Raw genomic sequence first — 15,514 nt, forward strand, 5'->3', positions numbered from 1 at the left:
ACTTGAGTCGCTGCAGCCAAGCAACGACACCGACAAATTTCGACGGGTGCCGGGTCTTTCGTGATCTCCGGCGCCCCGCCTTTGGCAGTGGGATGATGGCCGTGAACGACGGCTGAGGTTCCGGCTTGTCGTCGCAGGAGGTGCGTGCCGATGCGCAGCAGCGGACTTCTTCTGGCCGCAGCACTGATGCTCGTCGCCGCCTGCGGAGAAGAGCCGTCCGACGAGTCGGACACCAGCACAGGGGTTTCAGCCTCGCCGTCACCCGCTGAACGACGAACCGGCACCTTCAAGCTGCGTTCAGGCGAATCCATCTATTACTGGTGCGCTGGTGAGGGGAGCCCGGGCGTGCTGCTGGAGGCGGGCACCGACTCCGGGGGCACGGATGCGTACCCGTCCGCATTCGTCGACCCGCTGGTCGCGAAGACGACCGTCTGTACGTACGACCGCCTGGGCACCGGGAGGAGTGACCCGCCTCCTCGCACGCGTCGCACGATGCGCGACCTGTGCGCCGTCCAGGATCAGGTGGTGGCAAAGCTTGACCTCTCCTCGCCTTACGTGCTCGTCGGACAGTCGGGCGGCGGCAATCTCAACATCGGTTGCGCGACCCGGCACCCGGAACGCGTAGCCGGCTTGGTGACCATCGACAGCTACCACGACGACCCCGATGATCTGCGTGCGGAAGGGTTCGTGTGGAGCGGCAATCCGGAGTTCGTCGACTACGTCGACTACTCCGAGGAATTGGACACTTTGACCATGCCGATCGGCGACTTCCCTGTCCTGGTGGTCAGCGCCACGGAAGCTGACCCGGGAGGCGAGAAGAATCAGAGCCACTGGTTGCGGCTCTCCCCCAACTCCCGTCAGGTTGCGATACAAGGCCCGCACGACTTGCAGGAGGTTGCCCCCGAACGGGTCGTCACAGAGGTCCTCAAAGTGCTCGGAAGCCTCTAGCGCGACCGCTGATTTCACGGTCCCTGGGTGAGAACCGTCGGAGGTGGACTCGCCCTGGAAGGACCAACGTCCAGCGGCGATGGGTCCGCAGGCCCTAAACGCAGTTTCAGATCCGAAACATGCTGGCACATGCGTATTCAGAACCCCCACTCCACTCCCGCCGAGGGAGGCGCGATGGACCGCCAGACCAAGACCCTGCTCGGGTTGCTGCTGTTCAACGGCGTCACGGCCGTGGCCGGAGGGCTCGCGCTGATGACGGACTGGATCCCTGAACAGGCGTCGTGGGTCCGGAACACCGACTTCCCCAGCAACTACTTCCCCGGCGTGATCCTGATGGCCGTGGTCGGTGGCAGCTCCCTGATCGCCGCCACAGCACTGGTCAAACGCAGCGACGGCTGGCAACTCGCCAGCATCGTCGCTGGGGTGGTCATGGTGTTCTGGATCGTCGGCGAAGTGGCCTCGATCCGTGGATTCCATTTCCTGCAAGTGATCTACCTCGCGACCGGTGCGCTCGTCGTGTTGTGGACGCCAGGGCGCCACCCTGGTCGAGGCCCGTCCGGCGATCGGGTGAACCCCGCGAGGCGCAACGCTGAGACGGGAGGATGGCAATGAGACCCGAAGCGGCGGCCACAGCGACCGCAGCGGTGGCGGCGGCCGGTGCGCTTCAGTGGCTCGGCCGAACCTACGGCTCCACTGCCGACGAGCGACGACGAGCACTCCCCGGCGATGAGCTGGTCGAGGCGCCGCAGGTCATCACCAATCACGCCACGACCATCAACGCGTCCCCCGAATCGGTGTGGCCGTGGCTGGCTCAGATGGGATGGGGGCGCGGACAGTGGTACACCGCACGGTGGGTCGACAAGCTCCTGTTTCCCAGCAACGGACCGAGCGCCGACGTGATCGTGCCGGAGCTGCAGAACCTCAACGTCGGGGACGTGGTGCTGGACGGTCCACCAGAAGCCAACTGCAGCTTCACGGTCGAAGGGCTTGAGCAGAACCGCTATCTGGTCCTTCACTCCCGAGAGCACCTACCGCCGGGATGGGCCGAGCGCGGGGCGGGTATCGACTTCACCTGGGTGTTCGTGCTCGATGACCTCGGGGATGGGCGCACCCGGTTGCTCTTCCGCTGCCGCGCGCGTTTGTGGCCCTTATGGGTGCGCGCGATCTACCTCGCGGCGATGATCCCTGCCGATTTCGTCATGTCGCGCCAGATGCTGCGTGGCATCAGTAGCCGCGTGGAACGTACGAGCTTTGCCGGTACCTACGACGCTCCAGCCGCAACGAGTGCGGCCAAGGCCGAGGCGGTGAGGAGCGTGACGACTATTCGGTCGTAGTGGGAGCCGGCGAAGCGGTGGAAAGCCATCGTGCCGAGGAACTGGCCCGCAAGTGCGGCCACGATCAGCGGCAGCCAGTGCTCGTACACCTCCCAGACACCCGCAGTCATCAGGGCTAGCAGGCTCAGGGGCAGGCGCACCAGCGACAGGGTGACGAGGGTGTCGCGCATCGTTCGGGGTGCCAGCCCTCGCTGAGCCAGATACAGGACGGTGGGAGGACCACCAAGCGACGTGGCCGTGCTGAGCGCCCCGGACGTGAAGCCTGCTGCGGCCGCCCGTCCCGGGCGTCGCACGGCGGGAGCCCGAGGGGCGCCAGCGGACCGCGCACGAAGCGCCACCGTGAGAATGACGAGGCATGCCACGAATATCTGGAGCCAGCGGGACGGCAGTATCCCCAGTAGCCACGCTCCCGCCAGCATGCCGGGCGCAGACCACAGCCCGAGGACCAAGACCTCCCTGCCCGCCGGGCGCGGCACGCTTCGTCTGAGCGCCAAGATCGCCAGATCGCAGGCCGTGCCAGTGATCAGCACCGTGGACACCGTCTGCGGTCCCCCGATCAAGATGACGAGAATCGGGACGCTCAGCAGGGCGAACCCAAAGCCAGAAAGGGACTGCAGTGCTGCGCTCACCACGATCAGGGCAAAGATTCCGGCAAGCAAGGCGCTCTCGGGAGAGATGGGCTGAACCTCAGTTCACGTCGATTCCGGGCGAGAGACTCCGCCAGCATGGCAGGCATTGCCCAGGGGTCCCTCGTCAGGCCGTCGGAACGGCACGCGGGGCAGCGAAGCTCATGCAGGCGACGTCCGCGCCGCGTTCAGCCTCCGACGTACGCCGCCAGGTGCTCGCCGGTGAGCGTGGATTGCTTGGCTACGAGGTCGGCGGGCGTTCCCTCGAAGACGATCGTGCCGCCGTCGTGACCGGCACCCGGACCGAGGTCGATGATCCAGTCGGCATGCGCCATGACCGCCTGATGGTGCTCGATGACGATGACCGACTTGCCGGAATCGACGAGCCGGTCGAGCATGCCCAGCAGGTTCTCGACGTCGGCCAGGTGCAGGCCGGTCGTGGGTTCGTCGAGCACATAGACGGCAGCGCCCTTGTCCCCCATCTGCGTGGCGAGCTTGAGCCGTTGCCGCTCGCCACCGGACAGCGTGGTGAGCGGCTGACCGAGGCTGAGGTAGCCCAGCCCGACGTCAGCGAGCCGGTCGAGAATCTTGAGGGCTGCCGGCGTGCTGGCCTCGCCCTCGCCGAAGAACTGGACGGCCTCGGTCACCGGCATGGCGAGCACTTCGGCGATGTTGCGGTCGCCGAGCGTGTATTCGAGCACCGCAGCCTGGAAGCGCTTGCCCTCACACTCCTCGCAGGTGGACTGGACCGTGGCCATGACGCCCAGCTCGGTGTAGATCACGCCTGCGCCGTTGCACGTGGGACACGCGCCCTCGGAGTTGGAGCTGAACAGGGCGGGCTTGACGCCGTTGGCCTTGGCGAACGCCTTGCGGATCGGCTCGAGCAGCCCGGTGTAGGTCGCCGGGTTGCTGCGGCGTGAGCCGCGGATCGCACCCTGGTCGACCACCACAACCCCGTCGCGGCCGGCGACCGAGCCGTGGATCAGCGAGCTCTTGCCGGAGCCGGCGACTCCGGTGACCACGCACAGCACTCCGAGCGGGACGTCGACATCGACGTTGCGGAGGTTGTGCGTCGATGCACCGCGGACTTCCATCGCCCCGGACGGCGTACGGACGGACTCTTTGAGTGCCGCCCGGTCGTCGAGGTGGCGTCCGGTGATGGTGTCGCTCCCCCGCAGCCCTTCGACCGTGCCCTCGAACACCACTTCCCCACCGCCGGTGCCCGCGCCGGGTCCGAGGTCGATGACGTGGTCGGCGATCGCGATGGACTCGGGCTTGTGCTCGACGACCAGGACGGTGTTGCCCTTGTCGCGGAGCTGCAGCAGCAGGGCGTTCATGCGCTCGATGTCGTGCGGATGGAGGCCGATCGTCGGCTCGTCGAAGACGTACGTGATGTCGGTGAGCGACGAGCCGAGGTGACGGATCATCTTGGTGCGCTGCGCCTCTCCCCCGGACAACGTGCCCGACGGCCGGTCGAGCGAGAGGTAGCCCAGGCCGATGTCGGCGAACGAGTCGAGCAGGTGCTGGAGCCCGGTGAGCAGCGGGGCGACGGTCGGCTCATCGAGGTCACGCACCCAGTCGGCCAGGTCGCTGATCTGCATCGTGCACACCTCGGCGATGTTCTTGCCGTTGATCTTGGAGGCCAGGACCTCCTTGGTGAGCCGGGTGCCATCACAGTCGGGGCAGGTCTGGAACGTGACCGCACGCTCCACGAACGCCCGGATGTGGGGCTGCATCGCGTCGACATCCTTGGAGAGCATCGACTTCTGGATCTTGGGGATCACGCCCTCGTACGTCAGGTTGATCCCTTCGACCTTGATCTTGGTCGGTTGCCCGTAGAGCAGCTTGTCGAGGTCCTTCTTGGTGAACGCGCCGATCGGCTTGTCCATGTCGAAGCCGGCGCCGGCGAAGATGCGGCCGTACCAGCCGTCCATGCTGTAGCCGGGAACCGTCAGCGCGCCCTCGCTGAGTGACTTGGTCTCGTCATAGATCGCCGTGAGGTCGAAGTCGCTGACCGCGCCCTTGCCCTCGCAGCGCGGGCACATGCCGCCCAGGTAGACGGCGTTGCGCACCACGTCCTTCTCGACCCGCCCGGCCTTCTCGGTGCTCATGCTCCCACTCGCCGTCCGGGTGGGGACGTTGAAGGAGTAGGCGGTCGGCGGCCCGATGTGCGGCTCGCCGAGCCGGCTGTAGAGAATGCGCAGCATCGCATGGGCGTCGGTCACCGTGCCGACCGTCGAGCGGGGGTTGGAGCCCATGCGCTCCTGGTCGACGATGATCGCGGTCGTCAGGCCGTCGAGGAAGTCGACCTCGGGCCTGGCCAGTGTCGGCATGAATCCCTGCACGAACGCGCTGTAGGTCTCGTTGATCATGCGCTGTGACTCGGCGGCGATCGTGCCGAACACCAGCGAGCTCTTGCCGGAGCCCGAGACCCCGGTGAACACCGTCAGCCGGCGCTTGGGGATCTCGACGCTGACATCCTTGAGGTTGTTCTCCCGCGCGCCCTGCACGCGGATCAGGTCGTGGCTGTCGGCAGCGTGCGGTTCGCGCGAGTGACGGTCGGTCCTCGTGGCCGGGCTCATCGTGTCTCCATCCGTGGGGCGAGGGCTGCATGCGCCGCCGCCGAAGTCGTCGTCTCGATCTAATCAGATCCGGGCTGTGGGACTAGCTCACTTCCTGGATGCGGATCATGTTGCCCGCGGGGTCGCGGAAGGCGCAGTCGCGTACGCCGTAAGGCTGGTCGGTGGGCTCCTGGACGACCTCGGCGTCGGTGGCCTGCACCCGGTCGAACGTGCCGTTGAGGTCCTTGGTGGCGAGGAGGATCCAGCCGTAGGTGCCCTTGGCCATCATCTCGGCGATCGTGCGGCGCTCGTCGTCGGTGATGCCGGGGTCAGCTGCCGGAGGCGCCAGGAGGATCGAGGTGCCGGGCTGGTCGGGCGGGCCGACCGTGATCCAGCGCATCTGGCCCTGTCCGACGTCCTGGCGAACCTCGAAGCCCAGCGCATCGCGGAAGAACGCCACGGAGGCGTCGGGATCGGTGTGCGGGAGAACGGTGGTGTGAATCGTGATGTCCATGGCCGTCACGTTAGTGGCGGCTCCGGACGCAGCGCTTCTTGATTCCTGATCGGTCGGCCAGGAGTGTGACTGGAACCGGGGCGGTTCTTTCGGCATGGTGGGCAAAATGCGCCGAATTGGCGGGGCCGGAGATCTATCCTTTGCACATGACCGACACACACCTGGCGAACCGTCACATCGCGCCACCCATGGTCCGCAGCATGGACCTGACGGCGAAGGCCGGTCTGCTGATCCTCCTCGCCATCGCGCTGATATTTCCCGACCTCGGTCACATGCGGGGCAAGGCAGCCGGGCTGCGAGCGGTCACCTATCCCCTGCTGGCGTTCTCGGTCCCGGCGCTCTGGTACGTCTTCTGGCGCGACCGCGCGTCGTTCCCGTGGCTGGCCGACCTGCTGGTGACGATCACGTGCTTCACGGACACGCTCGGCAACCGGATGGACATGTACGACACGATCGTCTGGTTCGACGACTGGATGCACTTCATGAACACCGGCTTCCTGACTGCCGCGGTCATTCTGCTGACCATGCATCGCACGTCGTCTCTCAAGGCGACGCTGGAGCGAGCGCTCGCGTACGGTGCCACCTCGGCGATCGCCTGGGAGATCGCGGAGTACTACGCCTTCATCAGCACCTCGTCCGAGCGTCGCGGCGCCTACACCGACACCCTCAGCGACCTCGCGCTGAACGTGACCGGGGCGGTCGTCGCCGCCCTTGTCGTGCACTCGCTGTGGCGTGCGGGCCGGCTCGCGTCGGCCGCACCACAGCTCGAACCGATGCCGGCCTGAGGCTCAGCCGGGCTCGTCGCGCGGCGCGAGCAACCACGCGGCCAGCGCGCCGCCGAGGGCACCGAAGAGGTGGCCCTCCCAGGAGATGCCGGGGCGGCCGGGGATGACGCCCCACAGCACGCTGCCGTAGACCAGGAAGACCACGACGCCCAGTGCGAGCTGCCTGAGGCTGCGGGCGAAGATCCCCCGCACGATCAGGTGCACGAGCCAGCCGAACACCAGACCGGACGCTCCGATGTGGACCGTGTTCGAGTCGCCGAACAGCCACACCCCGAGGCCGCCGACGACCCAGACGATCACCGTGACGGACAGCCATGTGCGTACGCCCGACAGGGCCAGCAGGAAGCCCAGCACCAGAAGCGGGATCGTGTTGGCGACGAGGTGCGCCCAGCCGCCGTGCAGCAGCGGTGCGAACACGACACCGAGCAGGCCTTCGTCGGTCCGCGGGCGTACGCCATGGCTGTCGAGCCGGTCGCTCACCACCGTGTCGACGACCTCGATGGCATAGAGCAGCGCGACGAATCCCCCGACCACCGTGCCGGCGCGGGCCGACACCGAGAGCGCGGAGTCACCGGAGGGCTGGGTCATGGCCTCGATGCTAGGGCGTCGGTGGTGGGCCCTCGCAGGTCCTTGTCACATCCCGGCGGACAGTGTCGTCTGTGGGGTATGACCTCGACTCTGCAACGCATGGTGCTCCTCGTCCTCGCTGCGACCGGCGCCTACACCGGACCATGGGCGTCGATCGCGCCACGCTCGTTCTATGACTCGTTCCCCGGCCTCGGCCGCGTGTGGATCGCCGTCGACGGGCCCTACAACGAGCACCTGATCCGCGACGTCGGTGCCACCTACACCGCGCTGTTCGTCCTCAGCATCGTCGCGGCCCTCAGCCTGCAGCCGGTCGCCGTGACGCTCGCGGGCTGGACGTGGCTGACGTTCGGCGCCCTCCACCTCTCGTACCACCTCCCCCACCTGGGTGAGCTCGACGTCACCGATCAGGTGCTCAACGTCATCGCCCTCGGTGGCTCACTCGTCCTGGCGGCGCTGCTGGTACTCCCTCGCCGTGAACGGGTGCCCGCACCGTGATGTGGCTACCATCACCGGCATGACCGTCGCGTTCCTCGTCACGACGCTGATTGTCGTGGCCTCCCCCGGGACAGGTGTCCTCTACACGATGGCGGCAGGGCTCACGCGCGGCGCACGCGCGAGCCTCGTCGCTGCGTTCGGCTGCACCCTGGGCACGCTCCCCCACATCGTCGCCGCGATCACCGGTCTGGCCGCGCTGCTGCACACCAGCGCCGTGGCGTTCCAGACGTTGAAGTACGCCGGCGTCGCCTACCTTCTCTACATGGCGTGGAACACCGTGCGCGACAAGGGCGCGCTGAGCGTCGAGGCCGGGAGTGAGCCGAAATCCGCTCGCCAGGTCATCACGTCCGGAGTGTTGGTCAACATCCTCAACCCGAAACTCTCGATCTTCTTCGTCGCGTTCCTGCCGCAGTTCGTGAGCTCCGGTGAGCCGCACTACGTCCTGCGGATGCTCGAGCTCAGCGCCGTGTTCATGCTGATCACGTTCGTGGTGTTCATCGCGTACGGCGTCTTCGCCGCGGTGATCCGCGACCGGGTGATCTCCCGTCCGGCGGTGCTGGCCTGGATGCGGCGTGTGTTCGCCGGTGCGTTCGTCGCCCTCGGCGCCAAGCTGGCGTTCGCGGAACGCTGACGGCTCGCATTCTGTCGCCTCCGCGCGTCATCGGGACGCTTCGACGTACTGAAGACCAGCGTGATATTGCACGTGACACAGCGCTGACGAGCCGCCCGGGTCAGTCGTAGACTCGCGCCATGACGACAGACCAAGCCATCCACGAGCGCATCTCTGCGCTCGTTGCCGAGGAGAAGGAGCTGCGCGAGCGGTTCAGCAAGCATGAGGTCACGCCGGCCGAAGAGCACGCACGGCTGAAGAAGCTCGAGGTCGAGCTCGACCAGGCATGGGACCTCCTGCGCCAGCGCAACGCCAAGCGACAGTACGGCGAGTCGCCGGACGACGCGGCCGAGCGTTCGCCCGACGTCGTCGAGAAGTATCTCGGCTGACCATGCGGATCACCCGATTCGGCCACGCCGCGATCCTCGTCGAGGCCGCCGAAACGCGCATCCTGATCGATCCCGGCTGCTTCAGTCTCGACGCGACCTTCGAGCTCGAGGACCTCGACGCGATCGTCGTGACGCATCAACATCCCGACCACATCGACCGGGATCGCGGGCCGAACCTGATCGCGCGCAACCCCGAGGCGACGCTGCTGTGTGACCCGGAGACCGCCTCGGTCCTGGAGTTCGGCTCGTGGCTCGAACATGGTGACGAGGTCGAGACCGGGATCAAGGGCATCACGCTGCGCGGCGTGGGTGCCGAGCACGCCGTGATCGTTCCCGAGCTCCCCCGCATCGCCAACGTCGGCGTCCTGCTGGGCGCCGACGGTGAGCCGACGCTGTTCCACCCCGGCGACACCTACGCCCACGCCCCCGAAGGCGTCGACGTGCTGGCGCTGCCGCTGAGTGCTCCGTGGGGCAAGATCAGCGAGACCGTCGACTTCGTCCAGCGGGTCTCCCCCACGACGCTGTTCCCGATCCACGACCTCACGATCTCCGAGCTCTCGTACGGGACCTACTGGGGCCACGTGTCGAACTTCGGGGGCGTCGCGGACGTACGCAAGCTGGGTCAGGGTGCCGCCACAGAGGTCTGACACACCTCGCGACACTTCCGAATTCCGTCGAATTGAATTATCTCATATCTGAGATATGGTGAAGGACATGACCGTTCGCGACGACTACCTTTCCCGCATCGGGGCACTCATACGTGACGCCCGCCAGCACAGTGGCCTGACCCAGGCTGAGCTCGCCACGGAGCTCAAGACCAGTCAAAGTGCGGTGAACCGCATCGAGAAGGGGCAGCAGAACTTGACGCTCGACATGCTGGCCCGCATCGGTAGCGCACTCGACTCCGAGCTGGTGACCGTCGGGACCTCCGGGCCCAGCCACCTTCGCGTGGCCGGCGGCACGACGCTCTCAGGATCGATCGACGTCAAGTCCAGCAAGAACGCCGGCGTCGCCCTGCTGTGCGCCTCGCTGCTCAACGCCGGGACCACGGTGCTGCGCAAGGTCGCCCGCATCGAGGAGGTCAATCGCCTGCTCGAGGTGCTGACGTCGATCGGCGTCAAGGCAACCTGGCTCAACGAGCAGAACGACCTCGAGCTCATCGTTCCCGAGACCCTCAACCTAGCGGCCATGGACGCCGAGGCCGCCAGGCGTACGCGCAGCATCATCATGTTCCTCGGCCCGCTGATGCACCGCTACAACGACTTCGAGCTGCCGTACGCCGGTGGTTGCGACCTCGGCTCGCGCACCGTCGAGCCCCACATGACGGCGCTGCGGCCGTTCGGGCTCAAGGTCGTCGCGACGGAGGGCAGCTATCACGCCACCACCGCTGAGGGCGTGGGTCCCGAGCGACCGATCGTGCTCACCGAGCGCGGCGACACCGTCACGGAGAACGCGCTGCTCGCCGCCGCGCGTTATGACGGCGTCACCGTGATCCGCAACGCCAGCCCCAACTACATGGTCCAGGACCTGTGCTTCTTCCTGGTCAAGCTCGGCGTCGGCATCGACGGCATCGGCACCACGACCCTCCGGGTCACCGGCAAGCCGGTCATCAACTGCGATGTCGAGTACGCCCCCAGCGAGGACCCGATCGAGGCCATGAGCCTCATCGCGGCCGCGATCGTCACCAAGTCGAGCATCACCGTGCGGCGCGTACCGATCGAGTTCATGGAGATCGAGCTCGCGCTGCTCGAGGAGATGGGCTTCCAGTACGACCGCGGCGAGGAATACCCCGCCGAGAACGGCGAGACCCGCCTCGTCGACATCACGACGCACCCGTCGCCGCTGCACGCGCCGATCGACAAGATCCACCCCATGCCGTTCCCGGGCCTCAACATCGACAACCTCCCGTTCTTCGCGGTCATCGCCGCGACGGCCGAGGGCCAGACGATGCTGCACGACTGGGTCTACGAGAACCGCGCGATCTACCTCACCGAGCTCAACAAGCTCGGCGCCTCGGTCAAGCTGCTCGACCCGCACCGTGTGCTGATCGAAGGGCCGACGCACTGGAGTGGCACGGAGCTCGTCTGCCCGCCTGCGCTGCGTCCGGCCGTCGTGATCCTGCTGGCGATGCTCGCCGCCAAGGGCACCTCGGTGCTGCGCAGCGTCTACGTCATCAACCGCGGCTACGAGGACCTCGCCGAGCGCCTCAACGCCCTGGGCGCCCAGATCGAGACCTTCCGCGACATCTGAGCAGGCCGCGGTGGTCGCGTGACCAATCGCCGGTCGAGTAGCCCTGCTACTCGACCGGCGAGAGACCGCCGCTTCAGCCCCAGGCTCCGGCGACCTGGCGGGTCGAGACGTTGACGCGGTTCCAGACGTTGATGGCCGCGATCGACAGGATGAGCCCGCCGAGCTGCCGCTCGTCGTAGTGCGCGGCCGCCTCGGCGTACACGTCATCCGGCACCGGGTCCGACCGGTCGCTGAGCCGGGTCACCGCTTCGGTCAGTGCGAGGGCGGCGCGTTCGGCGTCGTCGAAGTGCGGCGCGTCGCGCCACCCAGCGACGGTGTCGATCTTCTCGTCGCTCTCTCCCGCCTTTCTGAGGTCACGTGCGTGCATCTGCAGGCAGACGCTGCAGCCATTGATCTGGCTCGCGCGCAGGTGGACCAGCTCGAGCGTCGTGTCCGGTATGCCGGTCTGCTGAGCCGACTTGCTCAGCGCCAGCAGCGCGTCCATGGCGCCGGGGACCGTGACTGCCGGGTTGTTCATACGTGCCTGCATCATGATTCTCCTCAGTTCGTGTCACATCGTTGGCGTGTGATCCGTCAGGGCTATGACGAACGACGAGAAGGGAATGTGACCGATGTCCGACACCGAGTTCCTGGCGGAGCGATTCGAGCAGAACCGCGAGCACCTGCGCGCCGTGGCCTACCGCATGCTCGGATCGCTGAGTGAGGCCGACGACGCCGTGCAGGAGTCCTGGCTGCGCCTCAGCCGTACGGACACCGACGGCATCGACAATCTCGGCGGGTGGCTGACGACGGTCGTGGGCCGCGTGTGCCTGGACATGCTGCGCTCCCGCAAGACGCGCCGCGAGCAGCCGCTCGACGTACGCCCGACCGACCCGGCGAGCGCACCCGAGGGCGTCGATCCGGAGCAGGAGGCGCTGCTGGCTGATTCGGTCGGTCTCGCGATGCTCGTGGTCCTCGAAAAGCTGACGCCGGCCGAGCGCCTGGCATTCGTGCTGCACGACATGTTCGCGGTCCCGTTCGATGACATCGCACCCATGGTCGGGCGGACGCCTGACGCCGCGCGACAGCTCGCCAGCCGCGCTCGCCGTCGGGTGCAGGGCGCAGATCCGGTTCCCAGCACTCCGCTGGACGGCCAGCGCGAGGTGATTGACGCGTTTCTCGCCGCGGCACGCGGCGGCGACTTCGATGCGCTCGTCGCGGTGCTCGACCCGGACGTCGTGCTGCGTGCGGACACCGGCGAGGGTGCACCCACGTTGGTGCGCGGTGCCCGCCAGGTCGCGAGTGGAGCCATCAGGTTCCGGTTCGGCATCCGGCGTCCCGTGCTCGTCAACGGTGCAGTCGGTGTCGCCGCATTCGTCGACGATCGCCTCGTGTCCGTCCTGGAAGCCACGATTGCGGACGGCAAGATCGCCACGATCGACATCACGGCCGATCCCGAGCGCGCGGCCGCCATGGAGCTGACGTTTCTCGACTGACGGAGTCGATCAGCGACGCGCTGGGGTGGAGCGGCCCATCTGCACCCGGAAGGGCTTAGTTTGAGCGCGTGACCGGATTTCTCGACGCCCCTCCCCTGGCGTTCGCGCACCGGGGAGGCTCAACGACGGCGGGCAACGTCGGCATCGAGAACTCGCTCGCCGCCTTCGCGCATGCGTACGAGCTGGGCTACCGCTACCTCGAGACCGATGTCCGGATGTCGTCGGACGGCGTGGTCTACGCGATCCACGACGACGTGCTCGATCGCTTGACCGGAAGCCCGGACCCGGTTGCCGCGCTCACCGCCGAGTCGATCGACCTGCAGCGGCTCGACCAGCGCGAGCCGTTCGCGCGGCTCGAGGCGCTCTACGAGGCATTCCCCGACGCGCGCCTCAACATCGACGTGAAGTCCGACGATGCGGTGGAGGCGACCTGCGCCATCGTCACGGCTCACGACGCCGTCGATCGGACCTGTCTGTCCTCGTTCTCCCACGCCCGGCTGTCTCGCATCCGCGAGATCCTCCCCGACGTCGCGACATCGGCCTCGAGGCTGGAGGTCGCGCTCGTCAAGTTCCTGCCCCGGCTTCTGCTCAGGCCTCGTGCGGTATGCCTGCAGGTGCCCGCCGTGCACCGCGGGATCCGGGTCGTCACCGCCCGCTTCGTCCGCCGGGCGCATGCTCTCGGCCTGCAGGTCCACGTGTGGACGATCGACGATCCGGACCAGATGCACGAGCTGCTCGACCTCGGTGTCGACGGCATCATCACCGACCGCACGGACCTCCTCAAGGACGTCCTCATCGCCCGAGGATCGTGGAAGGACCCAGCATGACCAAGGTCAAGGCCAACCCGGAGCAGAGGGCCTGGTTCTTCTACGACTGGGCCAACTCGGCGTACATCACGACGATCGGAACGGTCCTCTACGCGCCCTACCTCACGAGCGTCGCCGAGCGAGCGGCGTGCGGATTCGTCGGTGATGACGACCGCAAGTGCGCCGAGCACCTCTCGGTACTCGGTCTGTCGGTGTCGGCCGGCTCGCTGGTGTTCTACGTCGTGACGATCGCGACCGTCATCTCGGCGTTCGTGCTCCCGATCGTCGGCGCGATCGCTGATCGGGTCGAGTCCAAGAAGACCATGATGGCCGGCCTTGCCTGGTCCGGCGCCGCGGTGGCTGCCCTGATGTTCTTCGTCACCGGCACCAACTGGCAGCTCGGCGCTGGTCTGCTGGTGGTGGCCAACCTGTTCTACGCGTCGTCGATCGTCGTCTACGACGCAATCCTTGTCGAGATCGCCGAGCCCGACGAACGGGACCGGATCTCCTCGCGGGGTTGGGCACTGGGCTACCTCGGTGGCGGCCTGCTCCTCGCCGTCAACCTGGCCACCGTGACGGTCAAGCCGTTCGGCCTGTCGACCGAGATGGCCGTGCGCATCAGCCTGCTGTCGGCCGCGATCTGGTGGGCGTACTTCACGCTGATCCCCTATCGCGGCATCAAGGACCGCCCGCCGAGGGGCGTCGTCCCCGTCGAGGGCGCGACCCTGATGCAGCGCAGCTTCGGCCAGCTGTGGCGTACGCTCCGCGAGCTGCGCAACTATCCCCAGACGCTGCTGTTCCTCGTGGCGTACCTGTTCTACAACGACGGCATCCAGACCGTGATCTACTCGGCGTCGGTCTACGGCGAGAAACAGCTGGGCTTCGAGACCAGCACGCTCATCGCGACGATCCTGATCGTGCAGTTCGTCGGTGTCGTCGGCGCCCTGGTGTTCGGTCGGGTCGCGGCCCGGATCGGCAGCCATCGCACGATCCTGTACGGCCTCGGGGTCTGGATCCTGGTGGTCTGCTTCGGCTACTTCCTGCCGGCAGAGCAGATCGCGCCGTTCCTGGTGCTCGCCGTGGCGATCGGGCTCGTCCTGGGCGGCACGCAGGCGCTCTCGCGGGCGTTCTTCTCCCAGCTGATCCCCCGCGGCCGCGAAGCCGAGTACTTCAGCCTCTACCAGGCCTGCGAACGTGGCACGAGCTGGCTCGGGACGCTGGTGTTCGGCGTCGTGCACCAGCTCACCGACTCCTACCGGCCGGCGATCCTGGCGCTGATCATCTTCTTCGTGGTCGGGGGCGGACTGCTGTGGAAGCTGGACGCTCGGCAGGGCATTGTCGAGGCGGGAAACCGGGCTCCGGAGATTGTGTGACGTCCCTCGCGTGTACGCATGCGCGTTTAGGGGAATCTCATGTGCGTCATTTACGTTGTAAGAGGTAAGCACACGAGAGGGGACGCACATGGCTGAACGTGCATTGCGAGGTGCTCGGCTCGGGACACAGAGCTTCGAGGACGAGCGCGGCGTGGAAATGGCTCCCCGTCAGCAGGTCGAGTACGTATGCCCCGACGGGCACACGTTCACGGTGACGATGGCGGACGAGGCGGAGATCCCGTTCGAATGGGAAGACCCCAAGACCGGTCAGATCGGTCAGCTGGCCGACGGCGTCAAGCCTGAGGGCAAGGCCGAGAAGCCGATCCGCACTCACTGGGACATGCTGCTCGAGCGCCGGTCTGAGGCCGAGCTCGAGGAGATCCTCACCGAGCGGCTCGAGCTGCTCCGTGGCGGTGAGATCGGACCGCCGCATCTCCACCGGCCCGCCAAGAAGAGCGCCAAGAAGAGCACGACCAAGAAGAGCGCCTGACGCGCAGGATTTCCAGCACGACGAAGGACCCCGGCCATGGCCGGGGTCCCTTTTTCGTGGGCGGCGACAGCGCGTCGTCTACGGTGACGGCGCCGCGTGACGCGCCCTGAGCCGTCGGGGCTTGGAGACCAGGCGCTGGATGCCCCACACCGTGACTCGCCACAGGGCCTCGCGGACGATCCCGCCGCTCATCTTGGACTCACCGCGCTCGCGTTCGACGAACGTGATCGGCACCTCGACGATCGTCATGCCGGCGGCGAGCACCCGCCG

18 protein-coding genes and 1 pseudogene are annotated in these 15,514 nt (G+C 67.1%); 13 read left to right on the forward strand and 6 right to left on the reverse strand.

Annotation, left to right across the window (positions count from 1 at the left end; all coding sequences use genetic code 11):
- Positions 1 to 150: 150 nt before the first annotated feature.
- From V6M46_RS18180 to V6M46_RS18190, 3 genes are all read left to right on the forward strand, one after another.
- Positions 151 to 948 (forward strand): alpha/beta fold hydrolase, encoded by a 798-nt coding sequence (locus tag V6M46_RS18180; protein ID WP_332667691.1) that lies wholly within the window; start codon positions 151 to 153, stop codon positions 946 to 948.
- Between the two features lie 174 nt (positions 949 to 1,122).
- Positions 1,123 to 1,560 carry a hypothetical protein gene (locus tag V6M46_RS18185; RefSeq protein ID WP_332667693.1) on the forward strand — a complete coding sequence of 146 codons (438 nt, stop codon included), beginning with the start codon at positions 1,123 to 1,125 and terminating at the stop codon, positions 1,558 to 1,560.
- A complete protein-coding gene (locus tag V6M46_RS18190; RefSeq protein ID WP_332667695.1) occupies positions 1,557 to 2,282 on the forward strand; it encodes a hypothetical protein in 726 nt (241 codons plus the stop codon). The genes V6M46_RS18185 and V6M46_RS18190 overlap by 4 nt, the downstream gene beginning before the upstream one ends.
- Here V6M46_RS18190 and V6M46_RS18195 read toward each other — a convergent pair.
- The 3 genes from V6M46_RS18195 to V6M46_RS18205 all read right to left on the reverse strand — a co-directional run bounded on the left by V6M46_RS18195 (position 2,210) and on the right by V6M46_RS18205 (position 5,983).
- Positions 2,210 to 2,941, reverse strand: coding sequence for a sulfite exporter TauE/SafE family protein (locus V6M46_RS18195; RefSeq protein WP_332667697.1), 732 nt, complete (start codon positions 2,939 to 2,941; stop codon positions 2,210 to 2,212). The two genes, V6M46_RS18190 and V6M46_RS18195, sit on opposite strands and share 73 nt — an antisense overlap.
- Positions 2,942 to 3,096: 155 nt before the next feature.
- Positions 3,097 to 5,490, reverse strand: a complete 2,394-nt coding sequence (locus V6M46_RS18200) for an excinuclease ABC subunit UvrA (RefSeq protein ID WP_332667699.1) — start codon at positions 5,488 to 5,490, stop codon at positions 3,097 to 3,099.
- Between the two features lie 82 nt (positions 5,491 to 5,572).
- Entirely contained in the window at positions 5,573 to 5,983 is a 411-nt protein-coding gene (locus tag V6M46_RS18205) for a VOC family protein (protein ID WP_332667701.1), read from the reverse strand.
- A 146-nt stretch (positions 5,984 to 6,129) separates the two neighbouring features.
- Between V6M46_RS18205 and V6M46_RS18210 the strand changes: the two genes are divergently transcribed.
- A complete protein-coding gene (locus tag V6M46_RS18210; protein WP_332667703.1) occupies positions 6,130 to 6,768 on the forward strand; it encodes a hypothetical protein in 639 nt (212 codons plus the stop codon).
- A 3-nt stretch (positions 6,769 to 6,771) separates the two neighbouring features.
- On the opposite strand, the gene V6M46_RS18215 is transcribed toward V6M46_RS18210, so the two are convergent.
- Positions 6,772 to 7,356, reverse strand: a complete 585-nt coding sequence (locus V6M46_RS18215) for a rhomboid family intramembrane serine protease (RefSeq protein ID WP_332667705.1) — start codon at positions 7,354 to 7,356, stop codon at positions 6,772 to 6,774.
- A gap of 78 nt (positions 7,357 to 7,434) precedes the next feature.
- Between V6M46_RS18215 and V6M46_RS18220 the strand changes: the two genes are divergently transcribed.
- From V6M46_RS18220 to V6M46_RS18240, 5 genes are all read left to right on the forward strand, one after another.
- Entirely contained in the window at positions 7,435 to 7,851 is a 417-nt protein-coding gene (locus V6M46_RS18220) for a hypothetical protein (RefSeq protein WP_332667707.1), read from the forward strand.
- Positions 7,852 to 7,870: 19 nt separating this feature from the next.
- A complete protein-coding gene (locus tag V6M46_RS18225; RefSeq protein WP_332667709.1) occupies positions 7,871 to 8,482 on the forward strand; it encodes a LysE family translocator in 612 nt (203 codons plus the stop codon).
- A 119-nt stretch (positions 8,483 to 8,601) separates the two neighbouring features.
- The gene (locus V6M46_RS18230) at positions 8,602 to 8,850 is read left to right on the forward strand and encodes a DUF2630 family protein (RefSeq protein WP_332667710.1); all 249 of its coding nucleotides are present in this window, start codon (positions 8,602 to 8,604) and stop codon (positions 8,848 to 8,850) included.
- Positions 8,851 to 8,852: 2 nt separating this feature from the next.
- Positions 8,853 to 9,497: an MBL fold metallo-hydrolase gene (locus V6M46_RS18235; RefSeq protein ID WP_332667711.1), complete on the forward strand. Its 645-nt coding sequence runs from the start codon at positions 8,853 to 8,855 to the stop codon at positions 9,495 to 9,497.
- A 67-nt stretch (positions 9,498 to 9,564) separates the two neighbouring features.
- Entirely contained in the window at positions 9,565 to 11,100 is a 1,536-nt protein-coding gene (locus V6M46_RS18240; protein ID WP_332667713.1) for a UDP-N-acetylglucosamine 1-carboxyvinyltransferase, read from the forward strand.
- A gap of 73 nt (positions 11,101 to 11,173) precedes the next feature.
- Here the strand turns inward: V6M46_RS18240 and V6M46_RS18245 are convergent, their stop codons facing one another.
- Positions 11,174 to 11,632 (reverse strand): carboxymuconolactone decarboxylase family protein, encoded by a 459-nt coding sequence (locus tag V6M46_RS18245; protein ID WP_332667716.1) that lies wholly within the window; start codon positions 11,630 to 11,632, stop codon positions 11,174 to 11,176.
- 79 nt (positions 11,633 to 11,711) lie between these two features.
- Here V6M46_RS18245 and V6M46_RS18250 point away from each other — a divergent pair, with 79 nt between their 5' ends.
- The 4 genes from V6M46_RS18250 to V6M46_RS18265 all read left to right on the forward strand — a co-directional run bounded on the left by V6M46_RS18250 (position 11,712) and on the right by V6M46_RS18265 (position 15,244).
- Positions 11,712 to 12,575: a sigma-70 family RNA polymerase sigma factor gene (locus V6M46_RS18250; RefSeq protein WP_332667717.1), complete on the forward strand. Its 864-nt coding sequence runs from the start codon at positions 11,712 to 11,714 to the stop codon at positions 12,573 to 12,575.
- 68 nt (positions 12,576 to 12,643) lie between these two features.
- On the forward strand, positions 12,644 to 13,402 hold the full coding sequence (locus tag V6M46_RS18255; protein ID WP_332667718.1) for a glycerophosphodiester phosphodiesterase: 759 nt from the start codon (positions 12,644 to 12,646) through the stop codon (positions 13,400 to 13,402).
- Positions 13,399 to 14,754 carry an MFS transporter gene (locus V6M46_RS18260; RefSeq protein ID WP_332667720.1) on the forward strand — a complete coding sequence of 452 codons (1,356 nt, stop codon included), beginning with the start codon at positions 13,399 to 13,401 and terminating at the stop codon, positions 14,752 to 14,754. Before V6M46_RS18255 ends, V6M46_RS18260 begins: the two co-directional genes overlap by 4 nt.
- An 88-nt stretch (positions 14,755 to 14,842) precedes the next feature.
- On the forward strand, positions 14,843 to 15,244 hold the full coding sequence (locus V6M46_RS18265; protein ID WP_332667722.1) for an RNA polymerase-binding protein RbpA: 402 nt from the start codon (positions 14,843 to 14,845) through the stop codon (positions 15,242 to 15,244).
- Positions 15,245 to 15,322: 78 nt separating this feature from the next.
- Here V6M46_RS18265 and V6M46_RS18270 read toward each other — a convergent pair.
- Positions 15,323 to 15,514 (reverse strand): annotated as a pseudogene (locus tag V6M46_RS18270) (dolichol-phosphate mannosyltransferase); the annotation flags it as partial.

Origin of the sequence: Aeromicrobium sp., from assembly GCF_036676885.1 — a bacterium.
Lineage (GTDB): Bacteria > Actinomycetota > Actinomycetes > Propionibacteriales > Nocardioidaceae > Aeromicrobium.

Bases quoted from the DNA above. Each gene is read 5' to 3' on its own strand.
- V6M46_RS18180 (WP_332667691.1), top strand. From the start codon at position 151: ATGCGCAGCAGCGGACTTCTTCTGGCCGCAGCACTGATGCTCGTCGCC.
- V6M46_RS18185 (WP_332667693.1), top strand. From the start codon at position 1,123: ATGGACCGCCAGACCAAGACCCTGCTCGGGTTGCTGCTGTTCAACGGC.
- V6M46_RS18190 (WP_332667695.1), top strand. From the start codon at position 1,557: ATGAGACCCGAAGCGGCGGCCACAGCGACCGCAGCGGTGGCGGCGGCC.
- V6M46_RS18200 (WP_332667699.1), bottom strand. From the start codon at position 5,490: ATGAGCCCGGCCACGAGGACCGACCGTCACTCGCGCGAACCGCACGCT.
- V6M46_RS18205 (WP_332667701.1), bottom strand. From the start codon at position 5,983: ATGGACATCACGATTCACACCACCGTTCTCCCGCACACCGATCCCGAC.
- V6M46_RS18210 (WP_332667703.1), top strand. From the start codon at position 6,130: ATGACCGACACACACCTGGCGAACCGTCACATCGCGCCACCCATGGTC.
- V6M46_RS18215 (WP_332667705.1), bottom strand. From the start codon at position 7,356: ATGACCCAGCCCTCCGGTGACTCCGCGCTCTCGGTGTCGGCCCGCGCC.
- V6M46_RS18220 (WP_332667707.1), top strand. From the start codon at position 7,435: ATGACCTCGACTCTGCAACGCATGGTGCTCCTCGTCCTCGCTGCGACC.
- V6M46_RS18225 (WP_332667709.1), top strand. From the start codon at position 7,871: ATGACCGTCGCGTTCCTCGTCACGACGCTGATTGTCGTGGCCTCCCCC.
- V6M46_RS18230 (WP_332667710.1), top strand. From the start codon at position 8,602: ATGACGACAGACCAAGCCATCCACGAGCGCATCTCTGCGCTCGTTGCC.
- V6M46_RS18235 (WP_332667711.1), top strand. From the start codon at position 8,853: ATGCGGATCACCCGATTCGGCCACGCCGCGATCCTCGTCGAGGCCGCC.
- V6M46_RS18240 (WP_332667713.1), top strand. From the start codon at position 9,565: ATGACCGTTCGCGACGACTACCTTTCCCGCATCGGGGCACTCATACGT.
- V6M46_RS18245 (WP_332667716.1), bottom strand. From the start codon at position 11,632: ATGATGCAGGCACGTATGAACAACCCGGCAGTCACGGTCCCCGGCGCC.
- V6M46_RS18250 (WP_332667717.1), top strand. From the start codon at position 11,712: ATGTCCGACACCGAGTTCCTGGCGGAGCGATTCGAGCAGAACCGCGAG.
- V6M46_RS18260 (WP_332667720.1), top strand. From the start codon at position 13,399: ATGACCAAGGTCAAGGCCAACCCGGAGCAGAGGGCCTGGTTCTTCTAC.
- V6M46_RS18265 (WP_332667722.1), top strand. From the start codon at position 14,843: ATGGCTGAACGTGCATTGCGAGGTGCTCGGCTCGGGACACAGAGCTTC.